Source organism: Streptomyces sp. NPDC056161 (genome assembly GCF_042268025.1).
Taxonomy (GTDB): Bacteria; Actinomycetota; Actinomycetes; order Streptomycetales; family Streptomycetaceae; genus Streptomyces.
This window is the reverse complement of the sequence record NZ_JBHJUV010000034.1, coordinates 1-19,175: the sequence shown is the minus strand read 5'-3', so window position 1 is coordinate 19,175 and position 19,175 is coordinate 1. Positions and strand designations below refer to the sequence as shown.

At 71.3% G+C, this 19,175-nt stretch carries 15 protein-coding genes; 7 read left to right on the top strand and 8 right to left on the bottom strand.

Going from position 1 to position 19,175, the window contains the following annotated elements; all coding sequences use genetic code 11:
- Window positions 1–3 precede the first annotated feature (3 nt).
- Complete coding sequence (locus tag ACFC09_RS28195) at window positions 4–2,781, top strand: AAA family ATPase (RefSeq protein WP_376533133.1); 2,778 nt, start codon at window positions 4–6, stop codon at window positions 2,779–2,781.
- 72 nt (window positions 2,782–2,853) lie between these two features.
- Window positions 2,854–4,221, top strand: coding sequence for a 3-deoxy-7-phosphoheptulonate synthase class II (locus ACFC09_RS28190; protein WP_376533132.1), 1,368 nt, complete (start codon window positions 2,854–2,856; stop codon window positions 4,219–4,221).
- 85 nt (window positions 4,222–4,306) lie between these two features.
- Here the strand turns inward: ACFC09_RS28190 and ACFC09_RS28185 are convergent, their stop codons facing one another.
- On the bottom strand, window positions 4,307–5,767 hold the full coding sequence (locus ACFC09_RS28185) for an NDP-hexose 2,3-dehydratase family protein (protein WP_376533131.1): 1,461 nt from the start codon (window positions 5,765–5,767) through the stop codon (window positions 4,307–4,309).
- Window positions 5,768–6,035: 268 nt separating this feature from the next.
- Between ACFC09_RS28185 and ACFC09_RS28180 the strand changes: the two genes are divergently transcribed.
- The 4 genes from ACFC09_RS28180 to ACFC09_RS28165 are packed head-to-tail and all read left to right on the top strand — an operon-like array spanning window position 6,036 to window position 10,741.
- On the top strand, window positions 6,036–7,016 hold the full coding sequence (locus ACFC09_RS28180; RefSeq protein WP_376533130.1) for a Gfo/Idh/MocA family protein: 981 nt from the start codon (window positions 6,036–6,038) through the stop codon (window positions 7,014–7,016).
- Window positions 7,017–7,038: 22 nt separating this feature from the next.
- Window positions 7,039–8,340 (top strand): lipopolysaccharide biosynthesis protein RfbH, encoded by a 1,302-nt coding sequence (gene rfbH, locus ACFC09_RS28175; RefSeq protein ID WP_376533129.1) that lies wholly within the window; start codon window positions 7,039–7,041, stop codon window positions 8,338–8,340.
- Between the two features lie 42 nt (window positions 8,341–8,382).
- Window positions 8,383–9,585, top strand: a complete 1,203-nt coding sequence (locus tag ACFC09_RS28170) for an acyltransferase family protein (RefSeq protein WP_376533128.1) — start codon at window positions 8,383–8,385, stop codon at window positions 9,583–9,585.
- Window positions 9,586–9,643: 58 nt separating this feature from the next.
- On the top strand, window positions 9,644–10,741 hold the full coding sequence (locus ACFC09_RS28165; protein ID WP_376533127.1) for a Gfo/Idh/MocA family protein: 1,098 nt from the start codon (window positions 9,644–9,646) through the stop codon (window positions 10,739–10,741).
- 65 nt (window positions 10,742–10,806) lie between these two features.
- Here the strand turns inward: ACFC09_RS28165 and ACFC09_RS28160 are convergent, their stop codons facing one another.
- From ACFC09_RS28160 to ACFC09_RS28145, 4 genes are all read right to left on the bottom strand, one after another.
- A complete protein-coding gene (locus ACFC09_RS28160) occupies window positions 10,807–11,982 on the bottom strand; it encodes a macrolide family glycosyltransferase (protein ID WP_376533126.1) in 1,176 nt (391 codons plus the stop codon).
- A gap of 10 nt (window positions 11,983–11,992) precedes the next feature.
- Entirely contained in the window at window positions 11,993–12,238 is a 246-nt protein-coding gene (locus tag ACFC09_RS28155; protein ID WP_376533125.1) for a ferredoxin, read from the bottom strand.
- A complete protein-coding gene (locus ACFC09_RS28150; RefSeq protein ID WP_376533124.1) occupies window positions 12,235–13,437 on the bottom strand; it encodes a cytochrome P450 in 1,203 nt (400 codons plus the stop codon). The genes ACFC09_RS28155 and ACFC09_RS28150 overlap by 4 nt, the downstream gene beginning before the upstream one ends.
- Window positions 13,438–13,684: 247 nt before the next feature.
- Window positions 13,685–15,172, bottom strand: coding sequence for an MFS transporter (locus ACFC09_RS28145; RefSeq protein WP_376533123.1), 1,488 nt, complete (start codon window positions 15,170–15,172; stop codon window positions 13,685–13,687).
- A gap of 84 nt (window positions 15,173–15,256) precedes the next feature.
- On the opposite strand from ACFC09_RS28145, the gene ACFC09_RS28140 reads away from it, so the two are divergent.
- Window positions 15,257–15,700, top strand: coding sequence for a winged helix-turn-helix transcriptional regulator (locus ACFC09_RS28140; RefSeq protein WP_376533122.1), 444 nt, complete (start codon window positions 15,257–15,259; stop codon window positions 15,698–15,700).
- A gap of 272 nt (window positions 15,701–15,972) precedes the next feature.
- Here the strand turns inward: ACFC09_RS28140 and ACFC09_RS28135 are convergent, their stop codons facing one another.
- From ACFC09_RS28135 to ACFC09_RS28125, 3 genes are read right to left on the bottom strand one after another with little or no spacing between them, the layout of a single operon-like run.
- Entirely contained in the window at window positions 15,973–17,604 is a 1,632-nt protein-coding gene (locus tag ACFC09_RS28135; RefSeq protein WP_376533121.1) for a bifunctional 3-(3-hydroxy-phenyl)propionate/3-hydroxycinnamic acid hydroxylase, read from the bottom strand.
- Window positions 17,605–17,620: 16 nt separating this feature from the next.
- Window positions 17,621–18,394, bottom strand: a complete 774-nt coding sequence (locus ACFC09_RS28130) for an arylamine N-acetyltransferase (RefSeq protein ID WP_376533120.1) — start codon at window positions 18,392–18,394, stop codon at window positions 17,621–17,623.
- Entirely contained in the window at window positions 18,387–19,151 is a 765-nt protein-coding gene (locus ACFC09_RS28125) for a phosphopantetheine-binding protein (RefSeq protein ID WP_376533119.1), read from the bottom strand. The genes ACFC09_RS28130 and ACFC09_RS28125 overlap by 8 nt, the downstream gene beginning before the upstream one ends.
- Between the last annotated feature and the right edge of the window lie 24 nt (window positions 19,152–19,175).

Below are 19,175 nucleotides of genomic sequence, written 5' to 3'. Positions count from 1 at the left end.
GAAGTGAAACCGGTCGAACGGGACAAACAGTTGGAGCTATTGGACAAGCTCCTGTCGGAAACAGCCCAGGGGCATGGTCACGTGGCCCTGCTCGACGGAAGCATCGCCAGCGGAAAGACCGAAGTCCTGCACGCCTTCGGTGACCGGGCCGGCCGGTCCGGCGCCCTGTACCTGCACGCTTCCTGCCATCCGGCCGAGAGTCCGGTGCCACTCGGCGTGGTGAGCCAGCTCCTGGACAGCGCCCCGCTGCGGCCGGAACTCGCCGCACGGGTGCGCTCCTTGCTGCGTGACGCCGCCGCCCTGCCGTCCGGTTCCGCGAGCGGACCCGTGACACCCGACCTGGCGCGCGTCCTGCACGCCCTGTCCCAGGTGATCCTCGAACTGTCCGCGGCCGCCCCGGTGGTGCTCGGCGTCGACACCGTGCGCCATGCCGACCAGGCATCGCTCGACTGCCTGCTGCGGCTGGTGCGCAGGCTGCGCAACGGCCGGGTGCTCCTGGTCGTCACGGACGACACCGGAATGCTGCCGTCCGGCCCGCCGGTCCACTCCGAACTGCTGCGTCAGCCGCACGCGCACCGGATCCGCATCCCCCCGCTCTCCCAGGACGGCGTCCGCCAGTTCCTGGAGGAGCGGATGGACACCGAGAAGGCGCGGACCCTGGCACCCGCGGTCCACGACGCGGGCGGCGGCCATCCGCTGCTCACCCGGGTCCTCACCGAGGACCACCTGCTCTCCGGCGAGCCCCGGCCGCAGGGGTTCGGCGCCACGTTCGTCAGCTGCCTGCACCGCGGGGACCCGATGCTGCTCCGCGTCGTCCAGGCCCTCGCCGTACTGGACGGCGGCGCCGCACCCGCCGAGCTGGGCCGGCTGCTCGGCACCGAGACCGGCACGGTGGAACGCACGCTCCGCTCGTTGTCCGACAACGGCCTGCTGAACGGCGTGGAGTTCCGGCACCCGCTGGCCCGGTCCGCCGTGCTCGACTTCATGGGCGCCCAGGACGGCACGGAACTGCACCGCAGGGCCGCCCAGCTGAGACAGGAGCAGGGCGCGACCGCCACCACCGTGGCCCGCCATCTGGTGGCGGCCGGCCGCGGCCAGTCGGTCTGGGCGACCGGCGTGCTGCTGGAAGCCGCCGAGCACGCCCTGCTCGACCACCGGTACGAGTTCGCCGCGGACTGCCTGCGGCTCGCCCACCGCTGCACCACCGACGAACGCGACCGGGCGACCATCCGGGCCCGTCTCGCGCACGCGGAGTGGCAGTACAGCCCGTCGGCCGCCGGCCGGCACCTCACCCCGCTCACCGCCGGCCGCGGCGAGCACCTGGACCGCGGCCAGAACCTCGCGCTCGTCCGCAAACTGCTGTGGCTGGGGCGCACCGAGGAGGCCACCGAGGTACTGGAGCGGCTGCGCCTGCTGAGCAGCGGCGACGAGCACACCGAGGAGTCGATGGCGCTGCGCGACGCCGAACGGTGGCTGGCCCTCGCCCACCCGCCGCTGTGCCGGCGCCGGCAGCCGACCGCGCCCGCCGACCGGCGCGGCCCCCTGGTCACCCCGCGCATCGAACCGCAGCTCCAGGTCACCGCGCTGCTGGCGGACGGCCTGGTGCACGGCAAGAGCGCCCAACTGGTCGACCGCGCCGAGCAGGTGCTGCGCGAGCTGCGGCTGGGCGGTGCCACCCGCTGGGGCGAGGAGGCGGCCCTCACGGCGCTGCTCACCCTGGTCCAGGCGGAGGGGCACGACATCGCCGCGGAGTGGTGCGACAAGCTCCTGGAGGACGCGCAGGGCCGCGAGGCGCCCACCCAGCGCGCCCTGTTCGCCGGGATACGCGCCCATGTCGCGCTGCGCCAGGGCGACCTGCCGTCCGCGGTGCGTTTCGGCCAGGCCGCGCTGACCTATCTCTCCCACCAGTCGTGGGGGGTGGCGGTGGCACTGCCGCTGGGCACGCTGGCGCTGGCCGCGACCCGGATGGGCGACTACGAGGACGCGGCGAAGTATCTGACCCGCGCCCTGCCCGAGGCGGTGTTCCAGAGCTGGTACGGACTGCACTACCTGTACGCGCGCGGGCACTACCGGCTGGCGACCAACCACTCCCACGCCGCCCTCGCCGACTTCCTGGCCTGCGGCGACCTCGTGCGCCGCTGGGGCCTGGACAACGCCGACCTGGTGCCGTGGCGCACCAGTGCCGCCGAGGCGTGGCTGCGCCTGGACAACCAGGACCAGGCCAGGCAGCTGCTGCACGAACAGCTCGGCCGGCTCGGCAACGAACGCGGCCGGGTGCGCGCCCTCACCCTGCGGCTGCTCGCCGCGACCGTACCGCCGCGCCGTCGGCCGCAGTTGCTCGCCGAGGCGCTGGACCTCTTCGAGGCGGCGGGCGACCGGTACGAGCAGGCGCGGGTGCTGTCGGAGCTGAGCCGGGCCTGCTACGCGACCGGTGACAAGCGGCGCGCCCGGCTGCTGTTCCGGCACGCGCTGTACGTCGCCAACCGCTGCGAGGCCAAGCCGGTCGCGCAGGAACTGCTCGCCGTCAACGACAGCGGCGCGTCGCGGCCGGGCTCCGCCCCGGACAGCAGCGAGGACATCGCGTCGCTCACCGACTCCGAACGCCGCGTCGCCTCGCTCGCGGTGATGGGCTACACCAACCGGGAGATCGCCGACCGGCTGTACATCACGGCGAGCACCGTGGAGCAGCACCTCACCCGGGTGTACCGCAAGCTCCACGTCAAACGCCGCAAGGACCTGCCGGTCGGTCTGTGGGCCGACGTCAGCAAGAAGTCCGCGTGAGACCCGTGTCCCTCCCCTCTCCCCCCGACCCCCGCTCACCCCGGCCGAGACCGACACCGAAGCAGGTGGACCATGTCCGACGCCCCACGCGCCTCCGCCGCGTCCACGCACCCGTCCGGCTCGCGGCAGCTGCCGTCCGGGCTGCGTGCCCGGCTCGACGCGGCACTGGCCAGACCGGCCGAACAGCAGCCCCGGTGGCCCGACCCGGGCGCCGTCGAGGCGGTACGCGGGACACTCGGCGCGCTGCCCGCCCTGGTGCTGCCCGCCGAGGTCGACGACCTGGGCGCGCGCCTCGCCGAGGTGGCCCGCGGCCGGGCCTTCCTGTTGCAGGGCGGCGACTGCGCCGAGACCTTCGCGGGCAACACCGAACAGCACATCCGGGCCACCATCCGTACGCTGCTCCAGATGGCGGTCGTGCTGGCCTTCGGCACCGGGCTGCCGGTGGTGAAGGTCGGCCGCATCGCCGGGCAGTACGCCAAACCCCGGTCCGGGACGGTGGACTCGCTCGGCCTGCCGGTGTACCGCGGCGACATCGTCAACTCGTTCCTGCCGACGCCGGGTGACCGGACCCCGGACCCCGAGCGCATGCTGCGGGCCCACGCCAGCGCGAGCACGACCATGAACCTGCTGCGCGCGGTCACCGGCCCCGCGGGGGACGCGGGACTGCCCCATGTGCACGAGTGGAACAAGGACTTCGTCCGGCGCACTCCGGCGGGCGCCCGCTTCGAGCGGCTGGCCACCGAGATCGACCGCGGGGTCGGCCACGGTGCCACCGCGCTCTACAGCCCCGAGGTGTACGCCGGGCACGAGGCGCTGCTGCTCGACTACGAGCGCGCGCTGCTGCGTCCGCACGACGGCCGGCTCTACGGGGTCTCCGGCCACTTCCTGTGGATCGGTGAGCGCACCCGGCAGCCGGACGGGGCGCACCTCGCGCTGGCGGAGCTGCTGGCGAACCCCATCGGTCTGAAGATCGGCCCCGGCACCTCGCCCGAGCAGGCCGTGGAGTACGCGCGGCGGCTGGATCCGCAGCGCGTCCCGGGCCGGCTGACGTTCATCACGCGGATGGGGAACACCCGGATCCGGGAGGCGCTGCCGCCGATCGTGGAGCGGGTCACCGCCGCGGGCCACGAGGTGGTGTGGCAGTGCGATCCCATGCACGGCAACACCCATGAGTCCCCGAGCGGTTACAAGACCCGGCACTTCGACCGGGTGGCCGACGAGGTCCGCGGCTTCCTGGAGGTGCACCGCGCCCTGGGCACCCATCCGGGGGGTCTGCACGTGGAGCTGACCGGGGACGACGTCACGGAATGCCTGGGCGGGGCGCAGGAGATCTCGGACGAGGATCTCGCGGACCGCTACGAGACGGTGTGCGACCCCCGGCTCAATCCGGAGCAGTCCCTCGAACTGGCCTTCCTGGTGGCCGAGATGCTCCGCGGCTGACGAGGTCGGGCGGACACGTGAAGGTGCCTCCCCCGCGGTCCCGCGGGGGAGGCACCTTCATCCGCGCCGTGGGGCCGCGGCGGGCTCAGCCGGTCCGCACCGCGCCGACCAGGCTGTGCGCGCAGGCGATCAGGCTGCGGGCCTCCACGTTCACGTAGTGGCTGTGCCGCAGCAGGCCGACGAGCTGGTGCAGGGTGAGCCAGCGGAAGTCCGCCGCGTTCTCGGGCTCGTAGTCCTCGTCGGTCTCGATGACCAGATAGCGGTTGCGTGCCTGGTGGAAACGGCCGCCCTCCTCGGAGAGCAGGCTGTCGAAGCGGATGCGGTCCGGGGCCGCCGCCAGCACTTCGCCGAGGAACCGGGGCCGGGCCGCGTCCGGCAGCACCGTGTAGTTGCCGGGTGTGGCCTGCACGGTGGGCGCGAGTTCGACCACGTCCAGATAGCCGGGCTGGATACGGGCGTTGACCAGGGCGTGCAGCACACCGCCGATCCGTTTGACGAGGAAGGCGTTGATGCCGACGCCGACGGGTTCGACCACGGGCTGGGTCCAGCCCGCGACCTCCCGGTGCTCGGCCCGCACGGAGATGCCGATGACCCGGAAGAAGCGGCCGGTCTCGTGGACGATCTCGGCCGGGGTGGACCGCCACTGCCCGACCTGGTCGAGCGGCACGATCCGGGTCCGCACCAGGGCGCGGGCCTTGGCCTCGGTGATCCAGCTGAGGATCTCGTCCGTGGTGTGCAGCGCGCCCTGCTCGTCGCTGCACGAACGGATCACGGCCGCGCCGAAGGAATCGCCGGGCAGCGGGAAGGCCGCCGCCAGGTCGGCCCCGGAGAACGGCAGGCAGGACAGCACGGTGCGGGAGTCCATGTTGACGATGTCGTCGCCGTCGAGCAGCCGGTGCAGCTGCCCCAGCGTCAGCCAGCAGAAGCCGTCCCGGAGTTCGACGTCCTCGGTCACCTCGACCACGATGTTCCGGTTGCGCTTGCGGTAGAACCAGGCCCCTTGTTCGGACTGGAGGACGTCGGCCACCACCCGGTGCCGGCTGGTGTCCTGGAAGTACTCCAGATAGGGCACGGCATTGCCGCGGTGCACCTTGGTGTAGTTGCTGCGGGTGGCCTGGACCGTGGGTGAGAGCTGGACGCCATTGAAGTTGCCCGGCTCGTTCTTGGCCTGCATCAGACAGTGCAGGACGCCGTCGAACTCCTTGACCACGATGCCGAGGATGCCGATCTCCGGCTGGTCGATGATCGGCTGGGCCCAGGAGGGCACCGCGGCACCCGGGATCTCCACGGACAGACCGCGGACGGCGAAGAAGCGCCCGCTGTCGTGCACGAGGTCGCCGGTGTCCGGATCGCGGCTCCAGCGGTCCAGGTCGTCGAGGTCGATGCGGTCGACCCGGGCCACGTCGACGCTGCGCCGGTGCGCGAACCAGCGGTGGAACGCGGCGAGGTCCATGACCCCCTCGGCCGCCAGTGCCGATTCGGTGATCCGCAGCGCCATGCGCTCGTCCGGCCTGCGCAGTCGCACGGCGGCCGATGTGTCGAGCATGGGAACTCCTCGGCGTTGATGGGCGGCCTGTCCTCGGTCCACTTCTCGGCCCACTATGCGGGAGACCCCATGGGGGTGGCGGGCGGCCATCTCAACTCAGGGGGGAATTAGGGGATTTCCGCGGCCTGTTACCCGGTCAGCATGGGGTTGACAGGAAAAGGAATTCAACATCTACGATCGGTGCGCTATCGCCGGGAATTCACCCCGGAATATCAGTCGACGTACGGCCGCGCCCATGGAATGCCGGTCGGCCCAGTGGAGGTCCCGAGTGAAGGCAAGTCCGTTGCGGATCGGCGTGCTCGGCTGTGCGGGAATCGCCTGGCGGCGCATGCTGCCGGCGATCACAGCGAATCCGGATGTCACCCTCACCGCCGTGGCGAGCCGGAGCGAGGAGAAGGCCCGGCGTTTCACCGACCGCTTCGGCGGTGAACCCGTTCAGGGCTACGAGCGGCTGCTGGCACGCCCGGACGTCGACGCCGTCTACGTCCCGCTGCCCGCGCTGCTGCACGCCGGCTGGATCGAGCGCGCGCTGCTCGCGGGCAAGCACGTGCTCTCCGAGAAGCCGCTGGCCACCACGGTCAAGCAGGCAACCGCCCTGGTCGAACTGGCCGAGGAGCGGGGCCTGGTGCTGCTGGAGAGCTTCATGTTCCTCACCCACTCCCAGCACGCCCGGGTCCGGGAACTGGTCGCGAGCGGGGTCATCGGCGAACTGCGCTCGCTCACCGCGGAGTTCGCCTTCCCCGCGAAGTCGACCGACGACATCCGCTATCTGCCGGACGTGGGCGGCGGCGCGCTCACCGACATCGGCGTCTACCCGGTGCGCACGGCCCTGCTGTACCTCGGCGCCCAACTGGACGTCGTGGGCGCCACGCTGCACCACGACCCGGCGCGCGCGGTCGATCTGGGCGGTTCCGCGCTGCTCGCCCGGGGCGACGGTGTCACCGCCCATCTGACCTGGGGCATGGAGCACTCCTACCGCTCCCGGTACGCGCTCTGGGGCAGCTCGGGCCGGATCAGCGCGCAGTGGGCGTACACGCCGCCGCCCACCCACTCGCCCGTCCTGCGGATCGAGCGGCAGGACCATCTGGAGGAGCTGACACTGCCGGCCGAGGACCAGTTCGGCAACGTCGTCGCGGCATTCGTCGCACGGGTGGTGGACGGCGTGCCCTCGGGCCTTGAGGGCGAGTCCGTACTGACCCAGGCAGGTCTGGTCGACCGTGTGCGGGAACGGGCCCTGCTGCGCCCGTGACCATCGATCCGAGGGGACTTCGATGAGCAGGACCGAGAAAGATCTGATCCTCGAAAGCGTGCGCAAGTACCACCGCGCGCAGGAGGCGGACCGCCGGTTCGTACCGGGTGAGACACCGATTCTGCCGTCCGGAGCGACGTTCGACGAGGACGACCGCGCGGCCCTGGTCGAGGCGGCGCTCTCGATGCGCATCGCCGCGGGGGCGAGCGCGATCCAGTTCGAACGGAAGTTCGCCCGGCTGCTGGGCCGCCGCAAGGCGCATCTGACGAACTCCGGCTCCTCGGCGAACCTCCTCGCGCTGACCACGCTGACCCAGCGGGAACTCGGCGACCGGCGGCTGGTGCCGGGCGACGAGGTCATCACCGTCGCCGCCGGGTTCCCGACCACGGTGAACCCCATCGTGCAGAACCAGTTGGTGCCCGTCCTCGTCGACGTCGACCTGCGCACGTACAACACCACCGCCGACCGGGTCGCGGACGCCATCGGGCCGCGCACCCGGGCCATCATGATCGCGCACGCCCTCGGCAATCCGTTCCCGGCCGCCGAGATCGCGGAACTGGCCAGGCAGCACGACCTGTTCTTCGTCGAGGACAACTGCGACGCCGTCGGTTCCTTCTACGACGGACGGCCCACCGGCAGCTTCGGCGACTTCGCCACGGCCAGTTTCTACCCCGCCCACCACCTCACGATGGGTGAGGGAGGCTGTGTGGTGACCGACAACCTCGCGCTGGCGAAGGTGGTCGAGTCACTGCGCGACTGGGGCCGGGACTGCTGGTGCGAGCCCGCGCAGAGCGACACCTGCCACAAGCGCTTCTCGCAGCAGCTGGGCCGGCTGCCGTACGGGTACGACCACAAGTACACGTTCTCGCACATCGGTTACAACCTGAAGACGACGGATCTCCAGGCGGCCCTGGGGCTCGCGCAGTTCGAGAAGCTGCCCGAGTTCGGGGCGGCGCGGCGGCGCAACTGGCAGCGGATGCGCGAGGCACTCGACGGGGTGCCCGGCCTGCTGCTGCCCGAGCCGACTCCGAACAGCGATCCGAGCTGGTTCGGTTTCGTCCTGACGGTCACCGAGGACGCGTCGTTCGACCGGAGCGAGATCGTCGCCTTCCTGGAGTCCCGCAAGATCGGCACGCGCATGCTGTTCTCGGGCAACCTGGCTCGGCAACCCGCGTACCAGGACGTCGATTTCAAGGTCGTGGGCTCGCTGGAGAACAGCGACACGATCACCGAGCGCACCTTCTGGATCGGCGTCTACCCCGGTATCACCAACGAAATGATCGACTACGTCGCCCAATCCATCCGCGCGTTCACGGCGCGCTGACGAGCGGCCGGCCGCGCATCCGCCCGAAAGGGAGTACGGATCATGACAGACCGCGCCGCCTCGTCGGCCATCGGCAGCCCGGCCCAGCGCCGGGCCCCGCTCCCCTCGCTCACCGGCCTCCGGTTCCTCGCGGCCATGCTCGTCTTCCTCGTCCACTCGTCGCTGCTCGCCGACCCCCTGCAACCGACGGCCCCGATCAGCTTCTTCGCCGACCAGGACATCGCGCAGCCGCTGGCCGACATCCTGCGCCCCGCCGGATCCATCGGGGTGTCGTTCTTCTTCGTCCTCAGCGGCTTCGTCCTGACCTGGTCGTCGGTGCCCGGCGACAGACCCAGAGCCTTCTGGCGGCGCAGAGCACTGAAGATCTATCCCAACCACGTCGTGACCTGGGCGCTGGCGATGTGGCTGTACGCCAGCGCCCAGACCCCGCTGCACGCCTGGCTGCCCAACCTGTTCCTGGTGCACTCCTTCAGCAACCGGCCCGACACCTGGGCCAGTGTCAACGGACCGGCCTGGACGCTCTGTTCGGAACTCCTCTTCTACGCGCTGTTCCCGCTGTTCATCGTCCTGGTACGGCGGATCGCGGAGCGGCGGCTGTGGCTGTGGGCCGGCGTGATGGTCGCCGGCGTCGCCTCGATCCCGCTGGTGACGCGGTTGATCCCCGGGGGTGTCCAGACCCCCCTGTTCGACCAGAGCCTGAACCAGCAGTGGTTCAGCTACGCGTTCCCGCCGCCGCGGCTGTTCGAGTTCGTGCTGGGCATGATCCTGGCCCGGATCGTCGCCGCCGGTCTCTGGCCGCGGATCGGCCTGCTCCCCTCGGCCGCCGTCTTCGCCTGCGGTTACGCGGCGGCGGTCGCCGCGCCCGACCCGTACGACTTCAGCCTCACCACGATCGTCCCGGTCTCCATGGTCCTGTGCGCGGCGGCGACCGCGGATCTGCGCGGCGACGGCGGCTGGCTGAGCAGCCGGACCATGGTGTGGCTGGGAAACGTCTCCTTCGGTTTCTATCTGGTCCAGGGTCTGGTGATCTGGTACGGCCGACCCGAGGTGTTCGGGGCGCGCACCTTCGCCACCCCGGTGGCCGTCCTGCTGCTGATCGCGCTGTTCCTGGCGAACCTGCTGGCGGGCTGGCTGCTGTACACCCTGGTGGAGCGGCCGGTGATGCGCCGCTGGAGCCGCGGCAGGAAGCAGCAGCCGAAGGGGGCGCCGCGCACCACACCCCGTACGGACTCGCTGGCCGGGTAGCGTACGGAGACCGGGCGGCTGTCATGGAACACAACGATCTGAACGAAGAGGTGATGTCGTGTCGGACACGATCCGGGTAGGGGTGATCGGTGCCAACGCGGACCGGGGCTGGGCCGCGGCGACGCATCTGCCCGCCCTGGAGCAGTTGCCGGGCCTGGAGCTGACCGCGGTGGCCACCACCCGTGCGGAGGCCGCCGCCCGTGCGGCGGCGCACTGGGGTGCCTCGTACGGCTTCGCGGATCCCGCGGAACTGATCGAGCACCCGGAAGTGGACCTCGTCACCATCGCGGTGCAGCTCCCCGCCCGGGACGACCTCGTCGCCCAGGCGATCGCCGCGGGCAAGCACGTGTACTGCGAGTGGCCGCTGGCGGCGGACGCCGCCGGAGCCACCCGCTACCGCGACCTCGCCGAGCAGGCCGGCGTCCGGCACGCCGTCGGGTTGCAGAGCCGACAGCATCCGGCCATCCGTCAGCTGCGTGATCTGGTCGCGGACGGCCGGGTCGGGGAGGTGCTGTCCGCGACCCTGTCGTACTCGGCGTCCACGCCGACCGGCAATCTGCTGCCGCAGCGCTACGCCTGGCTCGCGGACCGCGACAAGGCGGTCAACACGCTCACCATCGTCGGTGCGCACGCCCTCGACATGTTCCGGTGCGCGGTCGGGGACTTCACCGAGCTGAACGCGACACTCGCCACCCGCACCCCGAGCCTGGTGATCGCCGAGACCGGCCAGGACGTCCCCGTGACCTCGCCCGACCACGTCCTGGTGCAGGGCACCCTGGCGTCCGGCGCGATGGCCACCGCACAGATCCTCACCGGTGGTCTGCAGGGTTCGGGGCTGCGGATCGAGGTGTACGGCCGAAAGGGGCGGCTCGTCCTCGAAGCCGAGACCGCCGCGCTCGCGGGGTCCGAGCTGCACGTGGGCTGGGCGCGGGACGAGCACACGACGGAGCGGATCCCGGTGCCGCAGGCGCACCGCACCGTCCTGCCCGGCGAGACGCCCTCCGTCCGCAATGTGGGGCGGGTCTACGCGGAACTGGCCGCGGCGATCCGGGACGGCGGCCCCGTCGAGCCGGACTTCACCACGGCCGTCGAACTGCACCGCCTGGTGGACAGCATCAACGAGTCGGCGGACAGCGGGCGTCGTACGGCGGTGTGAGCGCGCCGCGAGACACGTGGAAGGGGTGGTCTCCCACACGGGAGACCACCCCTTCGGCGTGCGGTTCAGGCGGTGGCGCTCGCCTCGACCACGTCCGCCGCCCGCCGGGTGCCGCCGGCCGCCGCGACATGCTCGCGCATGGCCGCGACCCGGCGGGCCACCTCGTCGTCGGTCGTCAGGTCGAGCACGGCCGCGCGCAGGCGAGCCGCGTCGAAGTCCGCCGGCTCGATGAGCCGGCCGAGGCCGAGTTCGGCGACCCGCTGCGCGTTGGGGGCGACATCGAGCCACTGCGGCACGACCACCAGCGGCACCCCGGCGAGCAGGGCCTCCATGAGGCTGCCCGTGCCGCCGTGGCTGACGAACAGCGAGGCGTGCTCCAGGACCTGGAGGTGCGGCACCCACTGGTGGGCCTCCACGTTGCCGGGCAGGGAGCCGAGGTCGTCGATCCCGACCTTGTCGCCGACGGAGATCACCGCGTGCCAGGGCAGGTCGGCGAACGCGTCGACCGCGGCCCGGAAGAAGCCGATGTTGTCGTTGTGCACGGTGCCCAGCGACACCAGGGCCAGCGGGCGGCCGTCGTCCGGGGCCCGCCAGTCCCCCAGGAACTCCCGTTCGCCCAGGCAGGGTCCGACGAAGGCGAACCGCTCGTCGAAGGTCTCGCCGCGGTACTGGAAGTTCTGCGGGAGGTACACGAGGTTGCGTTCCTCGGGGCCGCGCACGGTCCACAGGTAGTCCTCCAGCGGACCCTCCAGACCGTGCTCGGCGAGCAGCGCGGTGGTCTCGTCCACCGGGTCGACCAGGGTGAAGCCGTCCGCCTCCTCCAGCATCTTGCGGATGAAGGAGAAGTGCTCGTTGAAGGCGAAGCTGGGCGTGGACTGCACGGCGGGCCGGTGCCACTTGCGGGCCAGGACGCGGCCCGCCTGGAAGGCCGCCTCGTCGTAGACCACGACGTCGGGCCTGCGCTCCCCGTAGTGCGCCTCGATCGCCCGCAGCATGGCGATGTTCTCGCGCAGGAACACCGCGGGCGCTCCGCCCGCCTCGGGCTTGCCGACCAGCTCCAGCGGGTTCACGGAGTCGTACGTCAGGGCCTGTGCGCCCGTCGCCCGTACGGTGTCCGCGAACTCGTCGACCGTGACGTAGGTGACGGTGTTGCCGCGTGCCACGAGTTCGGTGACGACGGCGAGCGTCGGGAACACGTGTCCGCGGGCCGGGATGTTGATGAGCAGGATGCTTTTTCCCATGTCTCGCTCTCTACTGTTCGGGGGCGAGCACCGTGCCGGTCTCCAGGTCCGTCACCGTCAGGGCCTCCCACGGGCAGGATTCGGCGGCGTCGAGGACCGTGTCGTCGGGTGCGATCTCCGGGGCCACCGGCCGGGACTTGCGGTCCTGAAGGCGGAACCGGCCGGGTGCCGTGCCGATGCAGATGGCGGAGCCGTTGCAGACGGTCCGGTCGACGGTGACCGACCAGCGGCCCACAGGTGGCTGCTCCGCGGTCACCAGGCGACCAGCAGCGCGCTCGGGCCGCGGACGATCCGGTCCCGGCGCCAGGGCACCTCCGAGGGCGCCTCGGCGAGCCGCAGCCGGGGCAGCCGGCGGGTCAGGGTGCCGATGGTCACCTGGAGTTCGACGCGGGCGAGCGGGGCGCCCAGGCAGTGGTGCACGCCGTGGCCGAAGGCGATGTGCTGGTTGTCGCGGCGGTCCAGGTCGAGCCGGTCGGCGTGCTCGAAGACGGCCTCGTCGCGGTTGGCGAGCAGCGGCATGGCCACGACGGCCTCGCCCTTGCGGATGACCTTCCCGCCCAGCTCGATGTCCTCCAGGGCGATGCGCGCGTTGTCGGCGCCCGCGGACAGCGGGGTGTGGCGCAGGAGTTCCTCGATGGCCTGCGGCACCAGGTCGGGCTCGGCCACGAGCCGCTGCCAGTAGCCCTCGTGGGTCAGCAGTTGGTAGGTCTGGCTGCCGATCTGGTTCGCGGTGGTCTCGTGGCCGGCCGCCAGCAGGGTCACGGCCAGCACGATCAGTTCCTGCTCGCTGAGCCGGTCCTCCGCGTCGCGGGCCTGGATCAGCCCGCTGAGCAGGTCGTCCGCCGGATTCTCGCGGCGGGCGGCGATCAGGCCGCCCATGTACGCCAGCAGTTGGTTCAGGGCGTCCGCGATCTCCTCGGGGGAGGTCTCGTTGCCGGTGGCGAGCGCGAGTCCGGTCCAGGTGCGGAAGTTGTTCCGGTCCTCCTTGGGCACACCGAGCAGTTCGGAGATCACCCGGACCGGAAGCGGCCAGGCGACGGTCTTCGCGAGGTCGGCGGGCTGTCCGGTGTCGAGCAGTTCGTCGATGAGTTCGTCGACCATGATCTGCACGCGGGGCCGCAGTTCCTCGATGCGGCGGACCGTGAACGCCTTGGAGACCAGTTTGCGCAGCCGGCTGTGGTCCGGCGGGTCCATGCTGAGGATGTTCTCGGACTCCAGCGGCGGTCGCAGCCGGGGCACGTCGCTGCCCACGGTGGCCGCGCGGCTGAACCGCTGGTCGGAGAGGACCGCCTTGATGTCGTCGTACCGCGTGGCCAGCCAGGCCTCGCCGCCGTACGGCATGGTGACCTTGGACAGCGGCTCGTCCCTGCGCAGTTCCCCGTAGCGGGGGTGGACGTCTAGCCGCTCGGGGGGCCCGAACGGATAACTGGGCGCGGCCTGATCTGCGGTCGTCATACCGGCTGGGTCCCTTTCTGATGCCTGTACACGGGGTCGGAAGAACGGCTGAAACGCTACTGGTCAAGGGGGTGTTCGCCATCCCCTAATGCCCCCCTGACCTGGACCGGTGTCCGGCGGCGACCGTGCAGGTGGCGGGGCATGGGCGAGCGCCCGGCCACGCACTGGGGCACGACCGGGCGCTCGTCCGGCACCGGGCGGGGGAGACCGGGGCCGGAACCGTGACCGGACCGCTCGTGGCGGTCGGTCAGTTCTGGTTCGGAGACGGCAGGGCGGCGTCCTCCACGCCCTGTTCGGCCGCGCCGGCGGGGGCCGCCGCGGCCTTCGGGGCACGCAGGACGAAGGCGGCGAGGGCGACGCCGACCACCTCCAGGGCGGCGGCCACCAGGAAGGACACGTGGTAGCCGCCGGTCATGGCCTCGGCGGGGTTCTTGCCCTGGCCGAGCAGGGTGTCCGAGCGGGATCCGGCCAGCGTCGCGAGGATCGCCACGCCGAGCGCGCCGCCGATCTGCTGGGTGGTGTTGATCAGGCCCGAGGCGAGACCCGAGTCGGCGGGCGTCGCACTGGACATGGCGAGCCCCATCACGGCGGGCAGCGCGAGTCCCGCGCCGACGCCGAGCAGGATCACCGAGGGCAGGACGTCCGGGGCGTAGGAGGCGTCCACGGGCAGCCGGCCCAGCAGGCCCAGCGCGACCGTGGTGACGACCATGCCCACGAGCAGCACACGGCGCGGGCCGAAGCGGGTGATGAGCTTGGCGGAGTAGCCGAGCGAGATGACGGCGATCACGATGGGACCGGGCAGGTAGGCCATGCCGGTCTTGATCGAGCTGTAGCCCGCCACCGACTGGAGGTACAGGGCGAGCAGGAACTGGAATCCGAACAGCCCGGCCACGAAGAGGACCATGACCCCGTTGGCACCGGAGAGGTAGCGCGAGCGGAAGATCCGCAGCGGCAGCAGGGGGGTCTTCGCCTTGGTCTGCCGCAGCACGAATCCGACGAGCATGACGATGGCCAGCCCGCCGAAGCCGAGGGTCTGCGCGGAGCCGAGCCCGTCGCTGTCGATCCTGTTGATCGCGAAGACGAGCAGCATCAGACCGCCGGTCACCAGGACGGCGCCCACCATGTCGGCTCCGGCCCCGAAGCCGAGCCCGCGGTCGGTTTCGAACAGCCGGGACGCGGCGAAGAGGATGACGACGCCGATCGGCACGTTGATGTAGAAGATGGAGTTCCAGCCGGCCGCCTCGGTCAGCACACCGCCGGCGATGACGCCGATGGAACCGCCGGCCGCGGCCACGAAGCTGAAGATGCCGATGGCCTTGGCCTGGTCGCGGGGTTCAAGGAACATCGTCACGATCATGCCCAGGGTGACGGCGCTGGCCATGGCGCCGCCGACGCCCTGGACGAACCGGCCGAAGATCAGTACCCCCTGGCTGCCTGCGAGCGCGCACAGCAGCGAGGCCGCCGAGAACAGGGTGATGCCGCCGATGAACATGCGCTTGCGGCCGATGAGGTCGCCGAGCCGGCCGGACAGCAGCAGCAGTCCGCCGAACGCGATCATGTACGCATTGACCAGCCAGGCGAGGTTGGACTGGGAGAAGTCCAGTTCCTTGCCGATGGTGGGCAGCGCCACGGTGACGACGCTTCCGTCCAGGACGATCATCAGCGTTCCCGCGCAGAGCGTGTACAACGCCAGCCAGCGTTTCCGCTCGACCGGGGCGGCCGTGTCGGCAGCCATGGGTGACCTTCTTTCTCAAAGGGAACGACTTGTTACTGGATTCATCATGTGTGACCCTGAAGGCCGGTGGAAGGAGGCACTTTCATGTCCCAGGGGAACAGCGCTGTGACCGTCCAGGTCCGGGCCGTGCCGCCCGTCGAGAAAGTCGGCGGCGGCGCCTCCGACGATCACGAGAAGACAGCCTGCACGGTGCTCCAGGTCCTGGAGCGGGTGAGCGGCAAGTGGGCGATCGGCATCCTGCTGGAGTGCGCGCAGGGGCCGCGTCGGTTCACCGAACTGGAGCGCGCGGTCAGGGGCATCAGCCGCCGCATGCTCACGCTCACGCTGCGCAATCTGGAGCGGGACGGGCTGCTGACCAGGACGGTCTATCCGACGGTTCCGCCGAAGGTGGAGTACACGGCCACACCGATGGCCGTGGAGCTGTACGAGTCCCTGGTGTCCCTCGCCATGTGGGCGGAGCGGCATCGCTCCGCGATCGCCGACGCGCGCAGGGAGTACGACACCGGCGCGGTCGATCTCATCAGCTGAGCCGACGGCCCGGTCCGGGGCCCGGCGGGGCCGGACCGGGCCGGGCCGTAACCCGGCCGCCGGAGTCGGGCCGGGCCGGACCCCGGCGGCTCCGGCCGCCGGCGACTCCGACCGCCGGAGGCACGGCGCCGGTGCCTCGCGCCGAGGCCGGGCATCAGGCACCGAGCATCAGGCACCAAGAACCGAGCACCGAGCACCGAGCACCGAGCACCGAGCACCGAGCACCGGGTGACCCTGACCCTGCTTCAGAAACAGCTCCCCGACGCCCTGCGTCAGCCGGTTCCGGCCGCCGCGAGCCGTGCGCCCACCTCATCGACCAGCAGGGCCAGTTCGGCGGCGTCCGCCGCGGCACCGTACACATAGAAGTCCGGGCGGACGATCAGCGCCGTCGCGCCCGCGGATGCCAGCAGCGACAGATACGTACCGTCCTGGTCGCGCACGGCGCCGTCCTCGCCGGGGACGTCCGTATGGCCGGCCGCCACCAGCCGGACGGCCCGCACGCCGAGGTCCGCGAGGGTCCGCAGCCGGTCCGCGTCCAGCAGCTCCTCGACGGGCACCGTGCTGAACAGGGTGAACCCCGGGCCGACGACCTCGTCGAACCGCCCCTCCACGCCGTTCCGGGCGACCCTGCCCTGCGGGCCGAGTTCCCCGGCCGGCGCGATCGGCCGGCCCTCGGCGTCCCGGTGGAGCAGGCCCTCGGTGAGCTGCTGCACGGCAGGCTCGCGGCTGGTGCGGCCGAGCCCGCGCTCCCTGGTGGCGATCATGATGGCGTCGCGGTCCCGGGCGGCCTTGGGGTCGGTCTGGCAGATGATCCGGCCGAGGTCCATCGACATGCCGATCGCATGCTGCACATGGGATCGGCGTTCCGTGGTGTAGGTGTCCAGCAGCGCCTCCCCCGCCGTGCCGCGCAGCACGAGGCCGAGTTTCCACGCCAGGTTGGCGGCGTCGCGGAAACCCGAGCACATGCCCTGTCCGGCGAAGGGCGGCATGAGGTGGGCCGCGTCGCCCGCGATCAGGACCCGGCCGATACGCCATTCGGTCGCATAGCGGGCCTGGAAGGTGTAGACGGCGTGCCGCTCCAGGGTGGCGTTGTCGGGTGTGATGCCGAACAGGGCCAGCAGTTTCCAGGCGTTCTCGGTCCGTCCGAACTCGTCGACGGGTTCACCCGGTATCCGCATGAACTCCCAGCGCCGGTGCCCGGGTCCGGCCGACACCTCGGTCCTGGGGCGCAGGGGATCGCAGACCTGGAGGTTGTTGGGGTGGAACTCGCGGGGTTCGTGCAGGACGACGTCGCAGGTGAGCCAGTCGTTGAAGAACCCGTAGTCCTTCAGGCCGGCCTGCACGGCCTCCCGTACGAAGCTGTTGGCGCCGTCGCAGCCGACCAGCCAGGAGGCCGTGAACTCCCGGGGCCCGTCCGGGCCGACCGTGCCGACCCGGACCCGGTCACCGTGGTCGGCCAGCGCCACGACCTCCTGTCCGCGCAGGACGGTGAGGCCGGGCAGGGTCTCGGCGCGGGCCGCGAGGGCCGCCTCCAGTGCGGGCTGGTACATGGACGTCGAGTCGGGCCATCCGGAGCGGCCCACGTCCGCGACGTCGACGTGGAAGAGGAGCGCACCCTCGCCGTTGCGCCAGGTGTAGTCGCGGGACGACTCCCCGAACTCGTCGAGCAGGTCGCCCACTCCGGCGGCGGCGAGGATCCGTGCCGACTCTCCGTCGAAGGAGACGGCCCGGGGCATCGGATAGGGCTGCGGCCATCGCTCCAGCACGGTGACCCGCAGGTGCTGCCGGGCCAGCAGGAGAGCGGTGACCAGGCCGACCGGTCCGGCGCCGACGACCAGTACGTCGGCCTCGGCGGGCGCGTCCTGGGCCGGTCCGGGCCCGGTCACCGCTGAGCTGTCGGTCATCTCGTCGTCTCCGGTGTCAGTCGGCGGTCCGCAGGATGTCGGCGACGACCCGGTCCAGGTCGGCCCGGTCGACGAGGCCGCGGACGGTCTCATGGCCGTCGTCCACGGTGAGCAGGCGTCGGCCGATGAGGATCCGCTGACCGCGGTCGAAGGCCCGGCCGCGGATGACGGTTCCGGTGCGGGCCAGTTGCTGTGCGAAGGCCACCAGGTCGGGTGTGGGGTTCTGCCACTCCGCGAACTCCCTGGGGCGCAGCCGGAAGCGGTACACCGCCTGCCAGACTCCGGTGCGCCCCCTGCGTTCGACGACGTGGTAGCCGTCCAGGCGCCGGACGCGGAAGTCGTTGCCGTACTGGTGCTGGACCTCGTCGTTCACCCGCAGCGGTTCGAGGTACGAGGGCCCCACGAAGCCGACGTCGACGAGGACCGGTTCGCCGTCCAGGCGTACGTAGCCGAAGACGTGCTCCAGGTCGGGCCCGAAGCTGCCGTCCATCTGCCGGATGCCGGCCGCCAGTACGCCGGTCTCGAAGCCGATCCGCTCCAGGAGGAGTCGGAAGATCCCGTTGAGTTCGTAGCAGACCCCGCCGCGGCCGTCGACGATCAGGCTGTCGAACGTCTCGTCCGCGTCGATGTCGACACCTTCCCACAGGGAGGTTCCGTTCCCGGTGTTCCGGGTGCTGTCGTACGGCACGGCGATCAGATGTTTCTTGTGCAGGGTCCGCAGGGTTTCCCAGTCGGCGCGCACCGGACCGGTGTGGCCGAGGACCTTGAGGTAGCGCTCGACGTCAAACACCGGCCCGCTCCTCGCTGTTGTCGCAGTCGTCGGCCGCGTACAGCTCGCCCAGGTGCTCGGCGAGCGCGGCCGGGGTGGGGTGGTCGAACAGCAGCATGATCGGCAGTTCGAAGCCGGTCGCGGCCGAGAGGCGGTTGCGCAGTTCCACCGCGGTGAGCGAGGTGAAGCCGATCTCGAAGAAGACGTCGCCGTCGTCGATCGGGGCGGGGTCGTCGTGCCCGAGCACGGCCGCCGCCTCGGCGCGTACGCGTTCCAGGAGCAGTTCGGCCCGTGCCTCCTCGGGGGCTTCGGCGAGCAGGTCGGTGAGCGTCTCGGCCTGCGGCTGCTGTGCCGCGTCCGGGCCGTCGGCGCCGTTCGTACGGTCGTCCATCGACAGGTCCTCCTGGGTTGTGTGACGGGTACGCGGTGTGGTCTCAAGCCAGTAGCGGCGGTGCTGGAAGGCGTACGTGGGCAGGTCCGGAAGGGGCCCTCCGGCGTGCGGCAGGACGGTCGACCAGTCGACCTCCACTCCGCGTGTCCACAGCTCCCCCGCCGAGGACAGGAACCGCCGCATACCGCCGTCGTCGCGCCGCAGCGTCCCCGTGACGACCGAGGAGACCCTCCCCGCGGTCTCCAGAGCCTCCTGCACGCCGACCGTCAGTACGGGATGCGCGCTGGCCTCCACGAACACCCGGAACCCGTCCGCGACCAACGCCTGCACCGCAGACCCGAACCGCACCGGCTGCCGCAGATTCCGATACCAATACCCACCCCCCATCCGACCATCCTCAACCCACTCACC

What these genes read in the sequence shown, in the direction of transcription:
- ACFC09_RS28190 (WP_376533132.1), top strand. Translation starts at nt 2,854, where the DNA reads ATGTCCGACGCCCCACGCGCCTCCGCCGCGTCCACGCACCCGTCCGGC.
- ACFC09_RS28185 (WP_376533131.1), bottom strand. Translation starts at nt 5,767, where the DNA reads ATGCTCGACACATCGGCCGCCGTGCGACTGCGCAGGCCGGACGAGCGC.
- rfbH (WP_376533129.1), top strand. Translation starts at nt 7,039, where the DNA reads ATGAGCAGGACCGAGAAAGATCTGATCCTCGAAAGCGTGCGCAAGTAC.
- ACFC09_RS28170 (WP_376533128.1), top strand. Translation starts at nt 8,383, where the DNA reads ATGACAGACCGCGCCGCCTCGTCGGCCATCGGCAGCCCGGCCCAGCGC.
- ACFC09_RS28160 (WP_376533126.1), bottom strand. Translation starts at nt 11,982, where the DNA reads ATGGGAAAAAGCATCCTGCTCATCAACATCCCGGCCCGCGGACACGTG.
- ACFC09_RS28150 (WP_376533124.1), bottom strand. Translation starts at nt 13,437, where the DNA reads ATGACGACCGCAGATCAGGCCGCGCCCAGTTATCCGTTCGGGCCCCCC.
- ACFC09_RS28145 (WP_376533123.1), bottom strand. Translation starts at nt 15,172, where the DNA reads ATGGCTGCCGACACGGCCGCCCCGGTCGAGCGGAAACGCTGGCTGGCG.
- ACFC09_RS28140 (WP_376533122.1), top strand. Translation starts at nt 15,257, where the DNA reads ATGTCCCAGGGGAACAGCGCTGTGACCGTCCAGGTCCGGGCCGTGCCG.
- ACFC09_RS28135 (WP_376533121.1), bottom strand. Translation starts at nt 17,604, where the DNA reads ATGACCGACAGCTCAGCGGTGACCGGGCCCGGACCGGCCCAGGACGCG.
- ACFC09_RS28125 (WP_376533119.1), bottom strand. Translation starts at nt 19,151, where the DNA reads ATGGGGGGTGGGTATTGGTATCGGAATCTGCGGCAGCCGGTGCGGTTC.